Source organism: Nostoc sp., from assembly GCF_036917615.1.
Lineage (GTDB): Bacteria > Cyanobacteriota > Cyanobacteriia > Cyanobacteriales > Nostocaceae > Nostoc.
The window spans coordinates 71,004-93,250 of sequence record NZ_JBALCZ010000027.1; the positions used below are offsets into that span (position 1 = coordinate 71,004).

General features: G+C 42.9%; 28 protein-coding genes and 1 pseudogene. 22 read left to right on the forward strand and 7 right to left on the reverse strand.

What is annotated here, in order from left to right:
- Nucleotides 1-10: 10 nt before the first annotated feature.
- From V7K85_RS09795 to V7K85_RS09860, 14 genes are all read left to right on the forward strand, one after another.
- Nucleotides 11-229 (forward strand): hypothetical protein, encoded by a 219-nt coding sequence (locus V7K85_RS09795; protein ID WP_334813115.1) that lies wholly within the window; start codon nt 11-13, stop codon nt 227-229.
- Nucleotides 230-697: 468 nt separating this feature from the next.
- On the forward strand, nt 698-1,225 hold the full coding sequence (locus tag V7K85_RS09800; protein ID WP_334813117.1) for a glycosyltransferase: 528 nt from the start codon (nt 698-700) through the stop codon (nt 1,223-1,225).
- Nucleotides 1,197-2,162, forward strand: a complete 966-nt coding sequence (locus V7K85_RS09805; protein ID WP_334813119.1) for a glycosyltransferase family 2 protein — start codon at nt 1,197-1,199, stop codon at nt 2,160-2,162. Before V7K85_RS09800 ends, V7K85_RS09805 begins: the two co-directional genes overlap by 29 nt.
- A 60-nt stretch (nt 2,163-2,222) precedes the next feature.
- Nucleotides 2,223-3,047, forward strand: a complete 825-nt coding sequence (locus V7K85_RS09810) for a hypothetical protein (protein WP_334813121.1) — start codon at nt 2,223-2,225, stop codon at nt 3,045-3,047.
- 355 nt (nt 3,048-3,402) lie between these two features.
- Entirely contained in the window at nt 3,403-3,537 is a 135-nt protein-coding gene (locus tag V7K85_RS09815; RefSeq protein WP_334813123.1) for a hypothetical protein, read from the forward strand.
- Nucleotides 3,538-3,671: 134 nt separating this feature from the next.
- Nucleotides 3,672-5,042 carry a hypothetical protein gene (locus V7K85_RS09820; protein WP_334813125.1) on the forward strand — a complete coding sequence of 457 codons (1,371 nt, stop codon included), beginning with the start codon at nt 3,672-3,674 and terminating at the stop codon, nt 5,040-5,042.
- The gene (locus V7K85_RS09825; protein WP_334813127.1) at nt 4,993-7,239 is read left to right on the forward strand and encodes a hypothetical protein; all 2,247 of its coding nucleotides are present in this window, start codon (nt 4,993-4,995) and stop codon (nt 7,237-7,239) included. Before V7K85_RS09820 ends, V7K85_RS09825 begins: the two co-directional genes overlap by 50 nt.
- Nucleotides 7,240-7,487: 248 nt before the next feature.
- A complete protein-coding gene (locus V7K85_RS09830) occupies nt 7,488-8,093 on the forward strand; it encodes a hypothetical protein (RefSeq protein ID WP_334813129.1) in 606 nt (201 codons plus the stop codon).
- Between the two features lie 117 nt (nt 8,094-8,210).
- Nucleotides 8,211-8,960 (forward strand): hypothetical protein, encoded by a 750-nt coding sequence (locus V7K85_RS09835; RefSeq protein WP_334813131.1) that lies wholly within the window; start codon nt 8,211-8,213, stop codon nt 8,958-8,960.
- A 384-nt stretch (nt 8,961-9,344) separates the two neighbouring features.
- Nucleotides 9,345-10,028 carry a hypothetical protein gene (locus V7K85_RS09840; protein WP_334813133.1) on the forward strand — a complete coding sequence of 228 codons (684 nt, stop codon included), beginning with the start codon at nt 9,345-9,347 and terminating at the stop codon, nt 10,026-10,028.
- Entirely contained in the window at nt 9,976-10,692 is a 717-nt protein-coding gene (locus V7K85_RS09845; RefSeq protein WP_334813135.1) for a hypothetical protein, read from the forward strand. Before V7K85_RS09840 ends, V7K85_RS09845 begins: the two co-directional genes overlap by 53 nt.
- The gene (locus V7K85_RS09850; protein ID WP_334813137.1) at nt 10,673-11,359 is read left to right on the forward strand and encodes a hypothetical protein; all 687 of its coding nucleotides are present in this window, start codon (nt 10,673-10,675) and stop codon (nt 11,357-11,359) included. Before V7K85_RS09845 ends, V7K85_RS09850 begins: the two co-directional genes overlap by 20 nt.
- Before the next feature lie 29 nt (nt 11,360-11,388).
- Nucleotides 11,389-11,610, forward strand: a complete 222-nt coding sequence (locus tag V7K85_RS09855) for a hypothetical protein (protein WP_334813139.1) — start codon at nt 11,389-11,391, stop codon at nt 11,608-11,610.
- 393 nt (nt 11,611-12,003) lie between these two features.
- A complete protein-coding gene (locus V7K85_RS09860) occupies nt 12,004-12,114 on the forward strand; it encodes a photosystem I reaction center subunit VIII (protein WP_334813141.1) in 111 nt (36 codons plus the stop codon).
- On the opposite strand, the gene V7K85_RS09865 is transcribed toward V7K85_RS09860, so the two are convergent.
- The 7 genes from V7K85_RS09865 to V7K85_RS09895 form a co-directional block, all read right to left on the reverse strand.
- Entirely contained in the window at nt 12,085-12,282 is a 198-nt protein-coding gene (locus V7K85_RS09865) for a hypothetical protein (RefSeq protein ID WP_334813142.1), read from the reverse strand. The genes V7K85_RS09860 and V7K85_RS09865 overlap by 30 nt on opposite strands.
- A 166-nt stretch (nt 12,283-12,448) precedes the next feature.
- Nucleotides 12,449-12,568 carry a photosystem II reaction center protein J gene (locus V7K85_RS09870; RefSeq protein WP_012411803.1) on the reverse strand — a complete coding sequence of 40 codons (120 nt, stop codon included), beginning with the start codon at nt 12,566-12,568 and terminating at the stop codon, nt 12,449-12,451.
- Between the two features lie 70 nt (nt 12,569-12,638).
- Nucleotides 12,639-12,761 carry a photosystem II reaction center protein L gene (locus tag V7K85_RS09875; RefSeq protein WP_012411802.1) on the reverse strand — a complete coding sequence of 41 codons (123 nt, stop codon included), beginning with the start codon at nt 12,759-12,761 and terminating at the stop codon, nt 12,639-12,641.
- Between the two features lie 8 nt (nt 12,762-12,769).
- On the reverse strand, nt 12,770-12,907 hold the full coding sequence (psbF, locus tag V7K85_RS09880) for a cytochrome b559 subunit beta (RefSeq protein WP_174708531.1): 138 nt from the start codon (nt 12,905-12,907) through the stop codon (nt 12,770-12,772).
- Between the two features lie 9 nt (nt 12,908-12,916).
- Nucleotides 12,917-13,165: a cytochrome b559 subunit alpha gene (gene psbE, locus V7K85_RS09885; protein ID WP_292759493.1), complete on the reverse strand. Its 249-nt coding sequence runs from the start codon at nt 13,163-13,165 to the stop codon at nt 12,917-12,919.
- 207 nt (nt 13,166-13,372) lie between these two features.
- Complete coding sequence (locus V7K85_RS09890; protein WP_334813144.1) at nt 13,373-14,395, reverse strand: photosynthesis system II assembly factor Ycf48; 1,023 nt, start codon at nt 14,393-14,395, stop codon at nt 13,373-13,375.
- 564 nt (nt 14,396-14,959) lie between these two features.
- Entirely contained in the window at nt 14,960-15,295 is a 336-nt protein-coding gene (locus V7K85_RS09895) for a rubredoxin (RefSeq protein WP_334813146.1), read from the reverse strand.
- 277 nt (nt 15,296-15,572) lie between these two features.
- On the opposite strand from V7K85_RS09895, the gene ndhC reads away from it, so the two are divergent.
- The 8 genes and pseudogenes from ndhC to V7K85_RS09935 all read left to right on the forward strand — a co-directional run bounded on the left by ndhC (nt 15,573) and on the right by V7K85_RS09935 (nt 22,082).
- Nucleotides 15,573-15,935, forward strand: coding sequence for a photosynthetic/respiratory NAD(P)H-quinone oxidoreductase subunit C (gene ndhC, locus V7K85_RS09900; RefSeq protein ID WP_094333328.1), 363 nt, complete (start codon nt 15,573-15,575; stop codon nt 15,933-15,935).
- Nucleotides 15,926-16,663, forward strand: a complete 738-nt coding sequence (ndhK, locus tag V7K85_RS09905) for a photosynthetic/respiratory NAD(P)H-quinone oxidoreductase subunit K (RefSeq protein ID WP_334813148.1) — start codon at nt 15,926-15,928, stop codon at nt 16,661-16,663. The genes ndhC and ndhK overlap by 10 nt, the downstream gene beginning before the upstream one ends.
- On the forward strand, nt 16,656-17,216 hold the full coding sequence (locus V7K85_RS09910) for an NAD(P)H-quinone oxidoreductase subunit J (RefSeq protein ID WP_334813150.1): 561 nt from the start codon (nt 16,656-16,658) through the stop codon (nt 17,214-17,216). The genes ndhK and V7K85_RS09910 overlap by 8 nt, the downstream gene beginning before the upstream one ends.
- Before the next feature lie 249 nt (nt 17,217-17,465).
- Entirely contained in the window at nt 17,466-17,861 is a 396-nt protein-coding gene (locus V7K85_RS09915; RefSeq protein WP_334813152.1) for a Pepco domain-containing protein, read from the forward strand.
- 1 nt (nt 17,862) lies between these two features.
- Nucleotides 17,863-19,809, forward strand: a complete 1,947-nt coding sequence (locus V7K85_RS09920) for an SUMF1/EgtB/PvdO family nonheme iron enzyme (RefSeq protein WP_334813154.1) — start codon at nt 17,863-17,865, stop codon at nt 19,807-19,809.
- 199 nt (nt 19,810-20,008) lie between these two features.
- The gene (locus V7K85_RS09925; RefSeq protein ID WP_269454149.1) at nt 20,009-20,131 is read left to right on the forward strand and encodes an SUMF1/EgtB/PvdO family nonheme iron enzyme; all 123 of its coding nucleotides are present in this window, start codon (nt 20,009-20,011) and stop codon (nt 20,129-20,131) included.
- 731 nt (nt 20,132-20,862) lie between these two features.
- Nucleotides 20,863-21,245, forward strand: a pseudogene (locus V7K85_RS36445) (type II toxin-antitoxin system RelE family toxin).
- A gap of 222 nt (nt 21,246-21,467) precedes the next feature.
- Entirely contained in the window at nt 21,468-22,082 is a 615-nt protein-coding gene (locus tag V7K85_RS09935) for a cytochrome C (protein WP_334813158.1), read from the forward strand.
- Nucleotides 22,083-22,247 lie beyond the last annotated feature (165 nt).

Here is a 22,247-nt window from a genome sequence, read left to right on the forward strand (position 1 = left end):
TAACTTAGAGATGAGGAAGACGCAGGCAGGGGGAGATGCGGTAACACTTTGGTGCAGCAATTTAATCCGGCTCCGGAATGGGTTTGAAACTCCTAAATTTCAGAGATTTCATATTGGTACAGTTTTATCTCTGGCGATGCCTGCGGCGGCAAACTACGGAATATTGAAAGCGGCTGATCAAGTCCAAGGGCGTAACTTTCGGAATCACTGCTCATTTCACCCCCTCTAAAGCAGCCATTGATAATGCAATCGTTTCACTCTCTTGCAACAACGGCAGTCCTGAAGACTTTGCTGCACTAGGGCTGTTGCTCATTACCCACAGTCGTATTCCCGACAACTCCCGACAGTGGGGCAGGTGGTACGGAGAGGTTTTGGTAAAGGTGCGATGCGATCGCTATTTTGCCGACATAGCGCAATCAGCTTGCCACTGGCGGGAAGTCAAGTAAGCAATTAACAACGTCAAAATAGTAGCAGGATTGAGCAATGCTTACTTAATAGTAGAGATTACGGAGTTGCTGGAGTTAAAGTTCACAAATATTTCAGTAGACTTCGGGGCGGCAAGTGTTAATGCCTAAGCAGAAAATCATAATCAGCAGAAAAATAGTAACGTCAAAGTTCTGAGCAGCATTCGTGTCAAAAACTCATCATCTTATCTGAATGTCTAAAGCTTCTGAATTTACTAATTGGGCATTAATTGATGAAAATATTTGTTTCTATCGTCATCACAGTTTACAATCGAGAAAACTACCTTGCTGCGGCAATTAAAAGTGTCCTAGCTCAAACTTGGTCTGACTTGGAATTGTTAATCTGGGAAGATGGCTCTACAGATCGCTCCGTTGAAATCGCCAATGAGTATGCCCAGCACGATCAACGCATCCGAGTCATAGCCGCCAAACATACTGGTATTGCCCCTGCAATCCACGGGGCTGTTGCTGCAACCACTGGAGATTATATCGGTTGGGTAGACAGTGACGATATTCTGGCTCCTACCGCCTTAGAACAGACAATTTCCATTCTTAATAACCACCCCAAAGTAGGACTTGTCTATACAGACTATCAACTAATGGACGAACAGGGAAACCTGCATGGAATCGGGCAGCGTTGCCAAATCCCCTATTCCAAAGAACGGCTGCTTGTTGACTTTATGATCTTCCATTTCCGCTTAATACGCCGCACTGTTTACGAGCAAGTGGGAGGTGGGGCAATTTATCGCCTTTCTCGATAGCGATGACCAATGGCTACCAGATTACCTGCAACATCAAATTGACACTCTCAAACAAACACCCACTGCTGTCCTCAGCTACTGCAACTATATCGCCATCACTAGTGAAGATCATTTTGGCGACCGAATGAGCCTCAGTCCAAGCCATCCTGATGACCTAATTCTTTCGATGCTTTGGCGATGCTTCATTCACACACTCTCTCAAGTCGTCGTACCCAAATCTGTCTTCCAAACTGTTGGTTTATTAAACGAACAGTTGAAAGGCTGTCATGACTGGGAGTTTTACTTAAGACTGTTTGCACACGGAACTCCAGTACACATCCCCAACTATTTAGTTCGCAAACGCTGGTTGCCTGACAGCATCGTTACCCAATCCAACTGTACTGCATGGTTAGCAAACGGACTTCAAGTTCTAGAAGAATTTTATCGTCGCCCCGCCAACGCCCGCTACAGCCATTTGCGACCAACCATTGAAACTCATTTTCGTACAACTGTCGAACAATTCAAGTTATACATTTTTTCCGCTTTCAATCAAAACCAGAGCCAGTCCATCACCGCCCCCCTAGTTTCCATTATTATCTCCAGTTATAACGCCAGCAGATTTGCCGCCTGTCTACACAGTTGTCAACAACAAATTTATCAGAATCTGGAAATTATTATTGTTGAACAGGACTCGACTGAGAACTTGAGCGAAATAACTCGCCAATTTGCCAGCACAACTAAAAGACGTGTAATCTTTACTCAATGCCAGCAACCAGGAGCGAGTTCTGCTTACAATCATGGATTAGCTTTAGCTACTGGTGACTATATCCAATGGCTTTCTGGCTCAGATGAATTGACAAAAGAAAAAATTGCATTGCAAGTAGCAGCATTAGAACAAAATCGTCAGTTTGACATTGCCTATGGTGATTGGCAATGGTGCTTTTATCAAAACCAGTAGTGTCAATTGAGAATTGCTTTTGCATTCCAGCATTCGGACGACGAAAGAATGCAGAGACTAATGCATAACTGGCAACCTCTTCATGCCTTCCTAATTCGTCGCTCTACAGCTGTGTGCTTGCAAGAGTTACAAGTGTGGAATGATCCACAGACTCAATTGGATGCAGACCGCGAGTATTTAACTCTAGCAGCAATAGTGGGGTTTCGTTTTCTTCACGTCCAACATTCTACCGTCCTCTACAATCATTTCTCGTCCAGTCAGATGATTTTGTCTGACTCTAACCTTCTGAGAGTTGAAAGACTCAAGCAAATGTTTTTACGCTTTCAATACCATGCCACAATGCAACCACTAGGTGAGATTACAGAACAACATTGGTTTCTGCTCAAGCAAAATTGGGATTTGTGGAAACTCGCACCAGTGACATTTGAGCAACACGGAGAAGAAGTTTTTTTTCTTCAGCACTCTCAAAAAGAGCTAGGAATGCCACTCAACTTAGTTCAAGCTAGGATAGTCAGCGCGTTACACAAATCTGAATCAGCTTGCACTTTAGAAGATCATGCTCGTCAAATTGTGCGGATGTTTTGGAAACAAATCGTTCAACAGTCTGGAGTGGAGGGTTTAAACGTCGCAGCCGAGCTATCAAGATGGGTAGGGCTGACTCATCCCGAAATTTCCGATTCTGACTCTCGCCAGTTAGCGCAGGCTTCACGTCAAAGTACATCTTTACTGCAAGCGAAAATTGATGCAATTCCGTTGTCTGCCCCGTTGTTTATAGAACAGCAATTGGCAGTGCTTTATGTACTGGAGAAACTTCGGGCTGCTGGAATGCTTAACCAATTTTCTGATTCACAGTCACAAATCAATCAGTCAATGCCAGCTAGATAAATCTTTGAAATTGTTTTTATCAAAAACATAGAAAACATAGAAAACATATAATAACTTTAATCCAACTATCAATTCACTTATCAATTTTGAATTTTACATAAAAAAAAGCAAGTAATAATTTCCGTAAAGTTTCGGTAGCCGTCAACGGAAATATTATCTTATCTTCAATTCAGTTATCTACATTATTCCCACCTCCGAGGTTTAATAAATCTCCTTTTTGGGAGTTCGCTCCAATCATAAATAATTGAGAATTACTCAATCATTTATGACCGAAACTATCTGAGGAAAATATATTTTTTGATGGAAGCAAGCATTGATTCAAATCTTAATTAATAAAAATGGCTCTTCAGTATATATGCTAAATCAATCCGCCCAAAAGCTGAAAACCTTGATTGAAAATCAAATTGGCATTATTTTTGGGAATTTTTCGGCTGATGGGAGCATTTTCCGGATTCTAGCTGGTATTTTCCGGCTAATTTCTGATGTTTAACTAAAAATTAAGTACATTTCGTACTGAATTAGCAGAGAAATTAAGATTTGGATTTCATCACAACAAACTCTCAATAGATAATTATCCGGCTCAGTTTTGACTCACAATAATTTCTAATTAAAAAGATATAAGTTATGCCAAGTTCTGATCTGATTATCGCCACTGATGCTGATTCATTTCAAGGAAGGTTCTTACCATCTTCTTTTACAGTCACATCTTTCAGCAGTGCTGAGGAGAATAATTCGTCATTAATCGGGTTGCAAAAAACATCTACTACAAGTAGTGCTTCTAGTCTGATTGGCTCTAATCAGGATTCTCTGACTAATTACAGTAATTCTGTTAGTACTATCTCTGATAGTTTACCATTATTCAATAAATCAGTTGTTTCTACATCTCTTGCAGATCAATCACTTCGGAACAATCCGACAACTGGTTTAGACCCACTAACTGGAAGTGGTAAAAATCTGTCCCTAGCTGGAATTCCTAGTAACGATTCTCTTTTAAATCCTAGTCCAGTATTTAAGGGAAAGTTTGGAAATTTCGATAATCATAAAAATTTCCAGTTTACTCTACAAGATGCGAAGGGAAATCCAGAAAGCTTTTCTCTGACTGGGCATGGTGAAGGTGAAGTATTTCAAACCTCCGAAGGTGAGCAAATTATTTTCACTGGTACTGATGTCACCACAAATGTCCAAATTTCAGCATCGAATAATCTTCAATTTGGTGATTACATCGGGTCTTCTCTGAAAGTGCAAACCAAAGGCAGTATTAAATCTGGCAATATCACTCTCAAGAATACTGCTCTTGACAACAGTCCTGGACTCAGTTTGCAATCGGGATTGAGCGATTCACAAAGTTCGACTGATAGTGGTTACAGTGTCACTGACCTTACCACTCTACTTGGAGGCGGTAATAACTATGCTACGGCTATCAATGACTCTGGTCAAATTGTTGGTTATTCTATCACCAGTAATCATCCTTTTCTCTACAGTAATGGACAGATGATTGACCAAGGCACTTTTTCTCAAAGTTTTTCCCACCCTATAGCTATCAATAACTCTGCTCAAATTGCTGGTGTTGACACAAACATTTTCACAAACAATAATCATACCTCTAATGCTTTTCTCTATAGTGATGGTAAGACGACTGACCTCGGCAGTCTTGGTGGCCCCTACATTTATGTAACAAGTATCAATAACTCTGGTCAAGTCATTGGTGTGTCCCAGACCAACACTAATAGGAGTATTTATCATACTCTGAACGGTTCCACTTATAATGGTTTCCTCTACAGTAATGGGCAGATGACTAGCCTCGGCACTCTTCCTGTAGGTATTCACAGCAGAGCACTAGCTGTCAATGATTCTGGTCAAATCGTTGGTTCTGCCGACACAGCAGACTTCATTGACGCTATTAATGAAATGACTGGTAGGGCTTATAGCAGCGAACCTGGCTTTCTTGAAGGACCGTGGTTTCAACCCAAAAGACCACGCTTTTCTCTACAGTAATGGGCAGATGACTGACCTTGGCACTCTACCTGGAGGCAAGTTCAGCGAGGCTACAGATATCAACAACTCTGGTCAAATAATTGGTATTTCCAGTGCCTATAGCGACGGTAGAGATTACTTTTCCCACGCTTTCCTCTACAGTGGTGGACAGATGATTGACCTCGGCACTCTTGGTGGCAGCTACAGCACGGCTACAGCTATCAACGACTCTGGTCAAATCGTTGGTTATTCCAAGAATGGTAATGACGTCTCTGATGCTTTCCTCTACAGCAATGGCAAAATGACTGACCTCAACAGCTTGATTCCACAAGACTCAGGCTGGACTTTATCAGACGCTACAGCCATCAATAATTTTGGGCAAATCCTTGGAGATGGCTACATTGGAGGGGAAAATCACCAGTTCCTTCTTAGTCCCATTTCTACAACAGCAACGCCCAAAGATGGTATTACTACTGTAGGCAATATTTCTACTCAAGGTAGTTCTGTCCTCTTGCAGGGGCTTAAGATTAATCTCACTGGCTCCAAAGTTGTCACCAAAGGCGGCAATATTACTTTTGATGGCCCCACAATCCTCAATAGCAGTACTGGTGCTTACACTTTTAACTCTGCTAAATCTACTGCTACTGACAAGGGCGGCGACATCACCTTTAAAAATACTCTCGATAGTAATAGTGCAGGTGCTTCATCTCTCAGTCTGACAGGTGGTTTGGGCAATATTACTTTCAATAATGCAGTTGGTGGTAATGCTAGTCTTAAGGACTTGACAGTTAATAGTGCTAAAACTTTCACGGTTAATGCTGATATCACCAGCAAAGGGAATATTACTGTCATAACAACCCAGGACATTACAACTAAAAATCTCACTTCCAACAAGGGTACAGTAAAAATAACTAGTCAGCAGGGGACAGTGGCGACTATTGATATTACCAGTGGTAGCAATACTACTGTTACAGCTTCCCAAAATCTCAGCACTGGTAATGTTCTTGTTAATAGCGGTGCTGTTAGCCTCACTAGCAAACTTGGTGCTGTTACTACCAAAGACATCACCACTAGTGGCAATGCGGATGATATCACTTTGAAAGCTGCTAGTGACATCTCCACAGCAAATTTGTCTGCCAATGGCTCAGGTAAAGTCAGCATTTTTCTCAATAAAGATACTAACTCAGAAAATCAACCTAGCGGTGATATCACTACTGGTAGCATCACAGCAAAGCAATTAGAGATTCTTAGCTCTGGCGCTGTCACTACCTCTGGTGACATCACCACTAGCGGCGGTATAATTATTGCGGCAGTTGGTGATATAAATACCCGTAATATCAGAGCGCAAAATGGAGTGGTGGGCTTGTTTAGCAGCCTGGGTGCTGTTACTACTCAAGGGAATATTATCACCAGTAGTTACACGATTGCACCACAAAAATCACTTGTTGGCAGTTACGCTCTGGGTAACATTGAAATTATTACTACAGGTGTTAGTGGAGATAAATCATTACAAAATCCTGGTGCTGTCAATTTTGACACTCTAATCGATAGTGCAATCGGAGGTACGCTAGAGGCCAATAACCCCCCTGGAATTGGTCCAGGTCCTATGATGAGACCTGGCAATCAGCCTTTCCCCTATTACATTGGTAACGAGGCGCATAAAGGCATCGCAGCATTCTATGCTGAAATGCATGAAGGGGAGCTAGTGTTTACCAACTACGTTAATACAAAAACAATCTTAAAGACGTATCAAGATAGGGGTGAAACATCTAACATAGATGCATTGTCTCCAAAAGAGCAGGATGCAAAGCCGGATATTCTCAACGTGCCAGAGCATACCCTTTATGAGATTAAGTCACAAACTCAGAGTAGCCTTGCCCTTCCTGAAGCCCAGGAATACGCGGCTATATTTGCAAAAGCAGGTATAACAATTAACTTGGGTTCAAGTACTGACCCTGGGACTTACGGTGTTATCTCTGCTCCAGGTGGATATTACACTTTCGCATCACCGCAAGCTGGTACTATTATCTACCAGTATAAGAAAGGAACCTTTTCGAGTGTATCTGAAAATCAAACACAACAATCAGATTCGACAGATCCTATAGAATTAATAAAGAAGTATACGGGTCTGACTGGGGCAGCGCTCTTTGTCTACATAGTTGTTTCCGAGGGTTCGCGAATTCTTTTGCCACCACGTAACTTTGTACCTATTCCATAAGGAGGAAGACCTGAGCAAATGCCGGAGTGTCAATCGACATATTTTTCCGCCAGTGAAAACTTCATCAAAATATCGCATAGGCTTAAATTATTGAGAATAAACCAGATGAAAATTTTACCTTTCATCTACGGATAAAAAAATCAGATTGGCGATAAGTCTTATTTGCTTTTGCGTCATATATGCAAGTTACATTTATTTGTTGATTTGTTTTTGGAAATTTTAGATGCGTTTGTCCTGGGAGGAAAACAGTGCATATTCCCTCTTCGTTCTATGGTCTTTATAGAGACGTTAAGCCCCGTTGTCGTCGGCTTGTTACGAATCTTGCCCGTGGTGAGTCATTGAATGATGCTATAGGTACTGATGACACTGTTGATACTGCAACTCAACCTGGTATGCTAGTGCTTGAAGGCCCCAGTCCATTGCTCGGTGGTGAACCACATTTTCATTGCTATCTTCTTCATTTCCAAATTAAGAAAGCGCAGTTTGAAGGTCGGCTGAATGCCGACATGGTGGAGGAAATTTTCAATGCTTCGTTACAAACGGAATGGGCGGTACTTGGTCTTATAGCTTATCAAAGTGCAATGTGGTTTGACCCCCCAGAGAAATGGCGGTCTACACGATACCAACCCATGCTAAAAGCTTGTCTTCAGTTTTGGGATACGTTCGAGCGCGAAGGAGAACGCTATTCTGCTGGCTCGAATACTAGTAATAACTTGTGGAATCTGCCAAATACAATTAGGTATATTCTAGCTAATATGGGAGTTTCCAAAGCTGTTCTGAAAGCACCTCTTCCTGCCACGGGGTTGGCAGGCGTAGTAGCTTTAGCCTTGGGAGGGGATGACCAGTCGTATTGAATCGTTTCTTCTAATGCATAAGGATGCTTATGAAATTCAATTACTGGAATTATACAACTTGTGTTCTTGTCACAATTTAGATCCAATTGAACTAGCTCTAACTCAGATTTTAAAACTATGGGCGGAGAAGCTTACTGGTACTATACTGATTATCAACAGGATATCAACGTAGCATTGGATACGCTACGAAAACGTGAGTTTCAGGCAGGTCGCTATAATCCTGCAATACCATCGCTCAATTTTCCCGTTACGGAAAATTCTCCCACTCCTGGAGCGCAACATCCGTCCATCGAAGCAGCAATAGAAGCAAAAGGATCTGATGGAACACGTTCAATCCTCGATATTCTTCGCGTTTCTGATACGCCATGTCCACTTTCAAGAGATGAATTTAAAACATCATTACGAGGAACAGAAGAAAACAGTGAAATACTTGGAGAAGTGGTTAAAACTGCCTTTCCAGTTCCTCCAGCAGAACTCATTGCCCTATTTGGTACAGAGCAGCCTACCCGTGAAATGATTCTATCTGTCATTTTTGGCAACACAAACTCTGATGCTGGAGAGGAAGATGAATTTAAAGATGAAGATGAATTTAAAGCAGCATTACGAGGAGGAGAAGAAGAGAACTATGAAACATTTAGAGAAGTGTTTAATACTGCTTTTCCGCTCCCTCTAACAGAACTCGTTGCTCTATTTGGTACAGAACAGCCTACCCATGAAATGATTGAATCTGTCATTTTTGGCAAGACAAACTCTGATGCCAGTAATGCTTTTTGGTACTCTATTGATAGAGGTACAGCTAGATATATCATCGTCTACACAGAAAATCAGCCTAGTGAGATTTTCTTTATCGGTTATTCTTTCGATTAATAGCGATAGCGGCTGGGTCGAAAGAGGCGTAGAATTTAAAACCCAATCACCGAAACCGCCTTTGGCTTCTGCTCTAGCCAGAACATTACCATTAATAACATCCACTTGCAGAATGGAACAGTTACCCTAAGTACTCATACTGCTGCTGTTACTACTAATGGCGACATGATTACAGACAAGCACCGCCTACAAACTGGACTGGCGACGAAATTTTTCGAGCTGTTAATGGTCGTATGCTCACAGTTGACAATAAAACAGGAATAAAAGGGATTGATGTTGTGGAATTTGTTGAATTTCTTTACAAAGACACAGCAGGTCAAGCCCAGAAGCTTGTCTTCCAAGTGCAAAATGGGAAATTAGTTATGCTCCCTTGAAAAAATTAATATGCACAATCAATCAATTGACAAAACAGTACCTCCAATCGAACCTCTAAATGACACCTGGGGGGGGAAGAAGGATGCTGGTTCCTGGGGTGTAACTCCATCATTCGATTTTACGAACCTCTCTATTCAATCCGTCAATACTTGGTATGTCAATAGCTTGATGGAAACGCTAAATGCTTTTTCTGATCTGGCAAGGGTTTGGAGCGTTTTCTTTTACCCAAGCCCCGAATCTGAAATTAAGAGAGTGGTGCTTGAGTGGAAGCCAGGAGACTCCTATGAAAAATACCTTAAAAAGGTCTTAGAAGCAATAGGAGAATACTCTGCGGCTATTGAAGGGCTAGAAATGGAAGTTGATCTGCTAGTCTTTGTTCGTACTCAAGAATCTCCCAACCAACCTGTACGAGCTTGGGTTAGAAATCTTGGCAATTTGGTAATTTGGGGAGGACTAGAGTACGGAAGACCATACCTTTTCTTCTCTATCAATCACACACTTTTCTATTCATTTTCGTATCCTCTCGGCGAAGACAACAGCGAACTGTACTCTCTCAATCAGCCGCTACTGGAAAATGCCCTGCGACGTTGGGAGGAACGGTTTGGTCCAATAAGCGAAGTTGAGGGTTTAAAAGGAATTTATGAATACGGATTCTTACCAGAAGAAAAATGGAATACAAAATCAACTAATTGATAAAACTGCACCGCCAATCGAACCTCTACATGACACCTGGGCGGGTAAAAAGAGTGCTGGCAGTTGGTGTATAGTTCTACCATTCGATTTTACTTCTCTCTCTATTCCAGAAGTCAATGCTTGGTACATCAACAGCACGATGGAAACACTAGATGCTTTTTTTGAGCTAGCAAGAGTTTGGGAAGTTTCCTTCGGTCCTAGCAGCGAATCAAACATTAAGGGAGTGGTGCTTGAGTGGCAACCAGGAAACTCTTATGAAGAATACATTGAACGTGTCTTAAAAGCCATACGCGAGTATCCTGCTGCCATTGAAGAGCTAGCGATGCAAGTCGAACTGCTGGTCTTTGTCCACACTGAACAATCCCCCAAAGAGCCAATTCGAGCTTGGGTGAGAAACCTTGGCGAGTTGCTGATTAGTGGTGGTCCAGAGTACGGAGAGCCAGATCTCTCCTTCTTTGTGCATCACACGCTTTTTTATCCATTCTCCTATCCTCTCGGCGAAGACAATAGCGAACTGTACTCTCTCAATCAACCGTTACTGGAAAATGCCCTGCGACGCTGGGAGGAACGCTTTGGTTCAATCTGCGAGGTTGAGGGTTTAAAAGGAATTTACGAATACGGATTCTTACCAGAAGAAAAATGGAATGCCAAATCAATTAATTGACAAAACAGCAGCTATAGTTATACCTTTGCTTGACACTTGGGCAGGAAAAAAAAGTGCTGGTTCCTGGGGTGTAACTCCACCATTCGATTTTACTTCCCTTTCCATTCAGTCAGTTAATGCTTGGCACATCAACAATAGCATGATGGGAACGCTAGATGCCTTTGACGAACTAGCAAGGGTTTGGAGTGTTTACTTCAGTTCAAGCCCCTTTTCAGAAATTAAGGGAGTGACACTTGAGTGGCCACCAGAAAACTCTTATGAGGAATACCTTGAGAATGTCTCCAAAGCTATGCGAGAACACTGTGCTGCTATTGAACGGTTAGAAATGGAAGTCGATCTGTTTGTATATATCCGCACCCCAGAATCTCCAGATAAACCGACCCGATCTTGGGTTAGGAATCTTGGCAGATTTGTGATGTGGGGAGGACCAGAGGACGGAGAACCATATTTTTCCTTCTCTATGCATCACACACTTTTCTATCCATTCTCCTATCATAACAGCGCAGACAATAGCGAACTGTACTCTCTCAATCAGCCGCTACTGGAAAATGCCCTACGACGTTGGGAGAAACGGTTTGGTTCAATAAGCGAAGTTGAGGGATTACAAGGAATTTACGAATACGGATTCTTACCGGAAGAAAAATGGAATACAAAATCAACTAATTGACAAAACTGCACCACCAATCGAACCTTTATATGATACTTGGAAATGTCCGCATTGATGCCAGTCAGTCGCCACGAACAAAATTGAACGGCGAAGAAATTGGTCGGTTTGTCAAAGATGAAGTTTTGGCTTTAATTGAAAGCAACGTAATAGGAAAAGACTTAGTAGAGTATGTAGAAGTTATCTACAATGATTCTGCTGAACAAGAGCAGAGGATAACTTTTCAAGTTCAAAATGGCAATGTGGTTATCTAACCCTGGAAAGATTGACAATGCTGCGCTGTTACTGTAGACATAAAGTTGTTTCATATTAATCACAGACTTGACAACCTGCCAGACAATAGTGAAAACCTTACCGCTATCAGTCTTATGGCTTCCCTGGTTGAGAAAATGATCGGGTATATAAGGAACATCAGATAATATTCGGTCAGCACTGGCTTTATCAATATGTCCCAATCCATAATGATCGGGGAACAAATGAGGCTTTCTCCCTATAACCTGAAGAGTTACATATCCCCATCTCCTCGTGTCCTCTTCCTCATCTCCCAATATGGGCTGTGTTAAAAATCTTTAGAATTTCAAAAATATTGGCAGAATTTGCAGTAAGCTCATTTTGAATTGTAGTGTTATTTAACAGGAACCTTTACTATGGCAGCTTCCTTTTTGCCTTCTATCTTAGTTCCCATCATTGGTTGGGTTTTGCCAGCTGTGACGTTCGCGTTTCTATTTTTATACATTGAAAGCGACGATATCAGCTGATGTAGTCGTTGGGAGCCACTGCCTTGCGGTGAGTCCAGCACTATAGGCGGGTTTCCCGCCGTAGGCGACTGGCGAACCCGGAGGGAGGTTCCCACCGTTGTTTGCCTTGGTTTCCCCTTCTCCCATTCGTGAGAGGCTAGCGCCAAAGGAGAAGCAAGTGGCGTTCATTAGTCAAGTTTTTGGACAAGCGAAAGTTATCAATTCTGTCGGATATGTTCTAGACTATTGACTAAAATTAATACCGCCTGTCTTTATCAGACAGGCGGTTTTTTAAGGTTGATTTCTCAACAAATGCTCGGAAATTCTAACTTATAGTGTTCGGTTCAAACTAATGTTAAATCGAAGAACCAAGTCCGGCATAGGCACCATAAAAGAAAATGCCCAGGACTGTAATTATACCTAAACCTGCGATCGTAGCGACGACCCACAGGGGAATTCTCCCACTTCCAGACACAGCTTCTCTCCTCCCTTAACAACAAATCAACATACGTTCAATAAACAAAGATTAACAACAGTAGTTCCAGTTAGTTAAAGAAGTAACTGGAAAACAGAATCCCCAGAACGAAAACTAGTAGTAGTCCCAGGTATAGCGAAGTCCGGTTTAGTTCAACCGGCTGATTATTGGGATTGGGCGATCTTTCTACCATAATTGCTCCTAACGGTGAATAAATTGCATTGCGGCAATCGCGCCTAAAAAGAATACAGTTGGTACACCTAAAGTGTGAACTGCCAGCCATCTAACGGTAAAAATTGGATAGGTAACTGGTTGATTGATATTATTGCTGCTTGTCATGATCTCAAACTACTTTCCGATAAATTGTTCAACTTGTTTTTTAGCTTCAAAACGGTTCTTCACAATTGGTACTTCCTGCCGCGCTTGTGTGAAATACTCATTGGGACGAGGTGTGCCAAAAGCATCATAAGCCAGCCCAGTTTGCACAAATAGCCAACCTGCAATAAACAATGCCGGGATGGTGATGCTGTGAATTACCCAGTAACGAACGCTGGTAATGATGTCTGAAAACGGACGTTCTCCAGTGGTACCTGACATTTAGTATCCCTACCTTCACATAGAGTGTTATTGAGTTTATTATCCTACAAAGTTAAGAAAGAGTTACAAGTTGCAACGTTCTTCTCAGAAATAGGGCATTGGCAAGAGGCAAAGGGGCAGGGAGCAGAGGGGAAAGAGGTAATTTTTTATTCTCCCCCTGCCCCCTGCTCTCCTGCTTCTTTTCTACTCCCCACTCCCTCTTACTCACTAAGCCGCCTTTGCTGGGGAAGTTGTTTCAGGGTTTGGTAGATATTTGAGCAAAACGCCGCGATCGCCAATTATAAATCCCCGTTCTGGCTCTAAGAAAACAATCTTGTACAGATTAGCAGCAACTTCTTCTACTGCACGGTCTTTTTCCCAGGTTTTGCCACCGTCGGCACTCCGTAGCAAATTACCACTACCGCCACCTATCCAAATTTCATTGGGTGTGCGATATGCCAAATCCAGTAAACCCCAACTGGTGGATAACTCTGGATATTTTGCCTTTTGCCATTCTTCTGGTTTAGTTGGGTCACTAAACTGAATTTGACCTCCCCTAGCTAGCATCCACAACTGCCCACCATCAGCAAAACCCATGTTTTCTACCCGCCGAGAACTATTACGGTTATGGGGTACCCAAGCATTTTGCCCTGGTTCCCAAGTCGAGTAGAAGTTACCCTTAGCGGAAACGGCAACATATTTACCATCGGCAGAACGTTCTAAGTTACGCACCACACCGACTGCTGATTCCACCTGCGCTTTCCAGTTTTTGCCGCCATCTGTGGTCTTATATATGGCTCCGACACCAGTAGCCATTTCAGCTGTCTTGTCTGCCAATGCCTTAATTGCGATCGGGCTACCTGGTAGCTTTTCACTCAATGGTATACGCAACCAAGAACTACCTTCATCAATAGTGTGCAGCAACAGTCCAGGCTCTCCGGCAATCCAGCCTTCTTTACCAACAAAACTTACTGAGTCAAAGCGATACTTTTGCTCATCAAGTTGCAGTATTATTGGTTTCCAGGTATTACCACCGTCATTGGTTTCCAATAGGGTGGCGTTGCTACCCACTAAGTAACCATGCTCAGGGTTATTAGTAAAAGCAATATCCAATAGATTCGAGTCTGTTGGCACAGAAATGATTTTCCAGGGGTTGTAGCTAACAGAGGGGATTTTGCTACAACCTATGCACATCAGGACTACTATCAACAAGGCAGCTATTCGTTGCCAACTTCTCACAATTGAATGCATCAGTATTTCTTAGTTGTTTCTAAATTTCTGTAGGTGTTGTCTAAAAGCTTTACTTTATACCAATTTTGGATTTTGCGTTCGCGTAGCGTGTCGGAGACAAAAGTTGTAAGCAGGGCTTCCAACGCCACTTGCTTTTCCCTACAGCCCTTAGGACATCCTACGGCAGGCGCTAGCCTCTCACGAATAGAGAGACAGAGGAGACCAAGGCGAACAAGTCGGCAAACCGCAAGGGCGCAGTGGCTCCTGTGTGGCAAACTTTTCAAGACAGATTTGGGATTTTGGATTAAAAGTTTTTACTAAAAAGCCTTCCAAGAATCCCAAAAAATATTATTTATCCCAATTTGGTATTGAAGTCCGTGGTCGCTCTCCGGAACTGGGAAAACGACACATTTATGTGATTTTAATTACACAATAGACTCCCTGTTACCTCTCACCTGTCACTTGTTCCCTATATCCGAGATCAGCTTTTCCACATTTGATTTGCATAGAGTTGGCAGTCAAAATGCTGGGTAATCCTGGGTTTTTCATTTTGAATGCGTGAATGCGTGAATTGCTTAACGGCTGTCATTGTAAGCCGTAGAGACTGATAAAAAACAAGAAGCCAAGAGCCAAAGCGCCAAAAATTAGGATATTCTTTTGGGCTGGCGTTAGGTTATTGACACCTAAACCGTAACCGAGATTTTCTTTGAAGCCGGATGCAGTACCCGCAGGGCCGATGTTGGCAAAAGCGGTTTTCTTAGCAACACAAACTGGACAGCGCCAATTTATGGGCAGTTCTGCAAAGGATGTCCCTGAAGGAATATCATCCTTGTCGTCTCCCTTCTCAGGTTCGTAAACATAACCGCAGGCGCGACACTCGTAGCGATCTAACGCCGTAGTCTCAACAGCTGGTTCGCTCATGGCTAAGGACTCACAGAGGAGAAATCTTAAATATACGTTAAAAATTATGACATAATTGTTAGACTTTTCTATCACTAGCAAAAGCGAATCAAATACCTGAAGTGCGTCTGTTTCCCAGATTTCAGAAAAATCAAACAGATATAATGTAAAAGAAAGTAACGTAATTGAATGGGATTGGGCATTAGGCATGGGAAAGAAAACTTCTTTGTCCTCACACTCCTAAGTTCCTAGTCCCCACTCCCTACTTAAAATACTCCATAAGCGGTAGATACTCATTGTGTTTGTCCTCAGCGGTTACGAGTACCTTCTAGGCTTCTTCATAATCTGTAGCCTAGTACCTGCCTTAGCGCTCTCAGCATCCAAGCTCTTACGACCCAGTGGTTACAGTCCAGAACGGCGCACCACCTATGAATCTGGCATGGAACCGATTGGGGGAGCCTGGATTCAGTTCAATATCCGCTACTACATGTTTGCTCTAGTCTTCGTCGTCTTTGATGTGGAGACTGTATTCTTGTATCCTTGGGCGGTAGCTTTCCACCGTTTGGGGCTATTAGCATTTATTGAAGCGCTAGTCTTTATTGCAATTCTTGTAGTCGCCTTAGTTTACGCATGGCGTAAAGGAGCTTTGGAATGGTCTTGAATTCTAACTTAACAACTCAGGACAAAGAGCGGATCATCAACCCCATTGAGCGAAGTACAATCACTCAAGACCTTTCAGAAAACGTCATTTTGACCACGGTTGATGATCTCTACGACTGGGCGCGGCTTTCTAGTCTGTGGCCGTTGCTGTTTGGTACTGCTTGCTGTTTTATTGAGTTTGCAGCTTTAATTGGTTCCCGATTTGACTTTGACCGTTTTGGATTAATTCCCCGTTCTAGCCCCCGCCAAGCCGATTTAATTATTACGGCAGGGACTATTACGATGAAGATGGCCCCCCAACTGGTACGTCTTTATGAACAAATGCCAGAGCCGAAGTATGTAATTGCGATGGGAGCTTGCACAATTACTGGCGGGATGTTCAGCGTTGATTCCCCTACAGCAGTGCGCGGGGTTGATAAACTGATTCCTGTGGATGTGTACTTGCCTGGTTGTCCTCCCCGTCCAGAAGCAATTATCGACGCGATCATTAAACTGCGGAAGAAAATCTCCAATGAATCGATGCAAGAGCGGTATAAAATTAAGCAAACTCACCGCTACTACAGCACGACTCATAATTTGAAGCCAGTAGAGGAAATCTTAACTGGTAAGTATTTGCAGTCAGAAACTCGCTCTGTACCACCGAAGGAATTGACGGAAGCGATCGGTATGCCAATACCACCTGCACTGCAAACAGCAAAGGCGCAAAAGGAGGAACAAACCCGTGCCTGAAGAAGAATCTCAACCAGTAGCAGAAGACGAAGAAGAGTCTAAACCAGTACCAGCAGCCAAAGCAGAGTCATTGGTACAAGCCGGTAAAGTTTCTCAGTGGTTAACGGAAAATGGTTTTGACCATGAGTTTTTGGCACCAGACAAGAATGGTGTAGAGATAATTAAGGTGGAGCCAGATTTCTTGCTTCCCACTGCTACAGCCCTTTATGCCTATGGGTTTAATTATCTCCAGTTTCAAGGTGGTGTTGACCTTGGACCAGGAGAGGAATTGGTAAGTGTGTATCACTTGATTAAAGTCGGTGATAATAGCGATCGCCCCGAAGAAGTCCGGCTGAAGGTCTTCTTACCACGGGAAAACCCTGTAGTTCCTTCTGTGTACTGGATTTGGAAGACCGCAGATTGGCAAGAGCGCGAGTCTTACGATATGTTGGGCATTGTCTACCAAGGACACCCAAATCTCAAGCGGATTTTGATGCCAGAAGATTGGGTAGGTTGGCCTTTGCGGAAGGATTATATCTCGCCTGATTTCTACGAGTTGCAGGACGCTTATTAGATAGGGCTGAATTTCGGCAGTGATTAACCCCTTTCCGGTGGCGGAGAGGGGTAGTTTTTTTAACGCAGAGGGACGCGGAGGGAAGCGCAGAGGTTCGCAGAGAAAGGAGAGATGCAATCGCTCTGGGCATCTCTATCGTACTTAGTGCAATGTCTAAAATGCTCAGTGAAATTTCTTAGTAATCGGAATTGCTATCTCTATCGTTGTATTTATAATGTGGGAAGATTTAATCTAAATATTTAAAGTAATATGTCAGAAACACCCCAAGACGATCGCATTTGGATTGTGACGGATGATACCCCTCAAATATCGATTCCTGACGGTGCTAAAGGCGGGAGTACTAATACACGCAGTTGGGGAGAGGAAACTATTAGGGAAAGTATTGGTAGCAAAGGGGTAGGAGATGCCATTAAAGTTAGCGCTCAAAAATTAGAGCAAAATATGACTTACTTTCTCAAAGTAGTGGGAAGTTTGTTTAGTCAAGCTGAACAGCAAGCAAAAGTTAACTCCAGGATGCAGCTAGATGAAATTGAGCTATCGGTGGAAATTAGTGCCGAAGGAGAAGTTAAATTAATTGGCAGTGGTGCTAAAGCTGGAAGTAAAGGAGCGATTAAGCTGAAATTCAAGCGCCAAGAACCAGGGTGAGATGGTAAAAAATTGGGCGATCGCGATCGGAATTAACCAGTATGATTATCTGCAACCGCTAAACTTTGCCAAGCGAGATGCACAGTTAATGCAGGAGTTTCTGAGCAAGGAAGCAGGATTTGAGCGGATTTTCTTCTTCTCTGATGACTCCCCTGAACTTGCTGGAAAATCGACTCGCCCAACTCGCACTAACTTGCTGCGAATTTTGCGGCAGTTATTTGACAATCCCTTTATGGGAGCAGGAGATAATTTCTGGTTTTTCTTCAGTGGGCATGGGATAAGATACGCTGACCGTGATTATCTCATGCCCTGTGATGGCGATCCAGAGGATATTGAAAACACGGCAATTGCGATTAACTTTGTGACTGAACGCCTGCGTCGCTGCGGTGCTGATAACGTTGTCTTGATTCTGGATGCTTGTCGCAATGAAGGCAAAAAAACAGGTGAAGGAATTGGGCGACAAACAGCAGAAGAAGCACGTCAACAAGGAGTTATCAGCATTTTTTCTTGTATTCCCCAGGAGTATTCTTATGAAATTGAGGCTTTACAACAAGGTGCTTTTACTAGTGCATTACTAGAAGGGTTAGGAATTCAAGGTAAATGCGCTACTGTTGAGCGTTTGGATCAATATCTCAAGTTTCGTGTGCCTGAACTGGTTCGCCAGTATAAGAATACAAGGCAAACGCCTTATCTTATTGCTGAACCTGTAAATAAATCCCACCTAATACTTGTGCCACTATATGCAACTCTAGCAGATATCGCCACGTTAAAAAATGATGCTTACCAAGCAGAAGTAAACGGGAATCTAAATTTAGCAGAGCAATTATGGATTCGGGTATTAGCAGCCGCTTCAGGGCCAGATATGGACGCGGTGAGAGGTTTACAAAGAATTGAACGGTTGCGAAATAGTTCTGCAATTCCTGATTTACCTCAGCAAATAATTCCACAAGCATCTAAATCAGTTACAAATATACCTATAAATCAACCTCCTCAAACACCTCCCAAGGAAACCTCACCAATTACTAATATTCCGACTTCTGGTACGGGACAATTTGCAACATCTACAATTCCAACATCTTCAACGCCATCAAAAAAACTAATATTATCTAACTTGTCACGGCGAAGGATGATTCAAACTGTTGGGTTTGCGGGTGCTGGGTTGGGTTTGGCAATTGTAGTACCGCGTATCTGGCAGTCTGATTCAGGAAAAACTACACTTGTGGCAGACTTAGGGAATGATATCACCTTGGAAATGGTGCAGATACCAGGGCGAACCTTTATGATGGGTTCACCGGCAGGGGAAGCAGAGAGAGATAAAGATGAAAGTCCACAGCATGAGGTAAAAGTACCTGGGTTCTTCATGGGTAAATATGAAATCACCCAGGCGCAATATCAAGTAATTATGGGTAATAATCCTTCCAACTTCAAAGGTGAGAAACGACCTGTAGAACAGGTGAGTTGGGATGATGCAGTAGAATTTTGTAAAAAATTGAGCCAAAAGACAGGAAAAACCTATCGACTACCCAGTGAAGCTGAGTGGGAATATGCTTGTCGTGCTCGAACCAAGACCCCATTTTCTTTTGGTGAAACGATTAACACAGATTTAGTTAACTACAACGGTAACTATCCTTATGGCTCTGTACCAAAGGGCGAATATCGTCAACAAACAACAGATGTAGGAAAATTTGCGCCTAACTCTTTCGGTTTGTACGATATGCATGGTAATGTATGGGAATGGTGTCAAGATGTATATAATGACAATTACCAGGGTGCGCCAAAAGACGGTAATGCGTGGCTGACTGGTAAAGATAATAACATTAAGCTGCTGCGTGGCGGTAGTTGGTTCAGCCTTGCCAGGTATTGCCGTTCTGCCTTTCGCGGTACGAACGCGCGCGCGAATCGTGGCAACGTTGTTGGTTTTCGCGTGGTGGCGGTGGCTGTGGTGTGAGGATTCCTTGCCCTTTGCACTCTTCCCCTTTTGCCCTCTGCACTTCTTATTCTTTTCCCTTCTTCACTCTCCGCCGCAGGCGGCTAAAAAATTTTTTTCAAGAAAGTTGTATCTTGATATCAAAACTATCATACACTACATTTAATCAGATTTCTCACTTAGTTTGAGAGTTTGAGCATGGGGCAGGTCGATTTAGCTGCTGCGTGGCGGTAGTTGGATCAACAATGCCAGGAATTGCCGTTCTGCCAATCGCAATAGGAACGCGCGCGCGAATCGTAACAACAATGTTGGTTTTCGCGTGGTGGCGGTGGCTGTGGCGTGAGTACTCCCCATTGTCAGAGTTGGTAAGTGGGAATTTATCGAGCGTACACCAGGGAGTCCAGACCTGAACCAGCGAGGAAGGCGACAACCTCCGAATATAAAACCGAGTCGGATAGCTTGGTAGGTTGCAAAACCGAACAGTTGTTCGACTCAATTAAGAAATACCAAATATGGATAAGATTATTTGAGAATTTGTAGTAGCAAATCAGGTTATAAGTTTGTTACAACAATTGTTGCAATGACTTAAACGTTTCTTATACATGGAAGAGTATTTGTTGCAAAGCTTTAAGGATTTGTGGCAACGACTTATATATTTGCAAGAAATACTTAAACGTTTCTTATACATGGAAGAGTATTTGTTGCAAAGCTTTAAGCGTTTGTGGCAATGACTTATATGTTTGCAGGAAATACTTAAACGTTTCTTATATATGGAAGAATATTTGTTGCAAAGCATTAAACGTTAACTGCAACTGGTTATATATTTGCAAGAAATATTTAAGCGTTTCTGATGAATCAAGCAACGTTAGCTGCAAACGTTTAAGCAAAATGGCATTTTACTTACTTATTTCGGTGTATTCTGCAAGTTAAGCCTAGAAAAGAAAAGTCTGTAGGTTGGGGAGCCAATCTACAATTAAGTCTCATTTGGAGTTTGAAAACACTTTTAGTCCTTTTGCGATCGCACTCAGCATCTCCATCATCATTGGTGCGTAGGCTTACTATGGGACAGGATTGATGCAGAGTGATGATGCATTTTCAATTCGATTCTCCGATGAGTTTGAGCAAGAACTTTACAGACTTTCAAAGAGATTTCGCAATATTCGCTCTGATGTTGAATCGGTTATCGAACAATTACAATAAGGAAATATTGTCGGCGATGCCTACGGCGGGCTACGCCTACGCATTGGGGTATTGGTGAGGATTATATTATTTACAAAATGAGAGTTCGCAACAGTAGTATCCAAAAAGGTAAGAGTGCTGGATACCGATTGATTTATCAAGTCGAGTCATCTACAAGTATTTTGCTACTAACGATTTATTCCAAGTCTGACCGAGAAGATATTGGTGCAAACGAAATCTTAAATATTGTGGCTGATTTTTTGAGTGAGTCACGTTAAAACTACCAGGATATTTTTCCTTGCACAATCAGTGGTGCGCTGAATAGACATTTATATTACTGTTATTCATGGAGAGATGCCCCCGACGCAGAGCGGCTTGCCAATAGGCATCGCCATGTTGCTTATCGAAAATACTTACGCCAAATCACCAAACACTGCCAAGACTGCGTAAGTCCTATGATTAGCACAAGCGCCACTTCTAAATATCTGGGAATGTGAGGAATGTCAATTTTTGTTAAGCGCAAAACCCGTGATGGCGAAAAGCGATCGCCTTACAGCGATGCCTACGGCGGGCTACGCCAACGGCAAACGCTACACCAAAGCGCGGAACGCCAATTCAAACGCCAATTTTTCGGTTTACTTTTGGTAATTGTAACGTGGAGCCTAGCTATGGGCTGGCTTCTAGCCTTGGCAACTAACGCCCAAAGTGCTACTCCCACCGCTGAAATTGGCACTGTTGACGTAGTGCCTGCACAGTACCAACTGGGGCAAGAACTGTATTTAGAAAACTGCTCCACATGCCACATCGGCTTACCACCAGCCGTTTTACCCACTCAAACTTGGAAAAATCTCCTGCAAGACTCGCAGCACTACGGCGCACAACTAAAGCCTTTAGTCGATCCGCCGCGTATTTTAGTGTGGAAATATCTTTCGACTTTCTCCCGTGTCCAGTTAGACGACGAAGAAACACCCTATCGCATCAACGACTCGCGTTATTTCAAAGCTTTGCATCCAGGAGTTAAGTTACCACGTCCCGTCCAGATTGGCAGCTGTGTCAGCTGTCATCCCAGTGCTAGTGATTACAATTTCCGCCGCTTGACAGCAGAATGGAAGTGAGGAGTTGAAAAAGAAGCAAGGGAGCAAGGGGGATAGAACAGAATTGGGATTCAACCCCATCTGTTGCCAGCTTCCCGCTTTTTACGAGAGCCACTTAGTAGAAGTGGGGGACTTAGATCCATGTTCTGCCCGGCTCCACAACATGAGTCAGGGGTCATTTCCCCC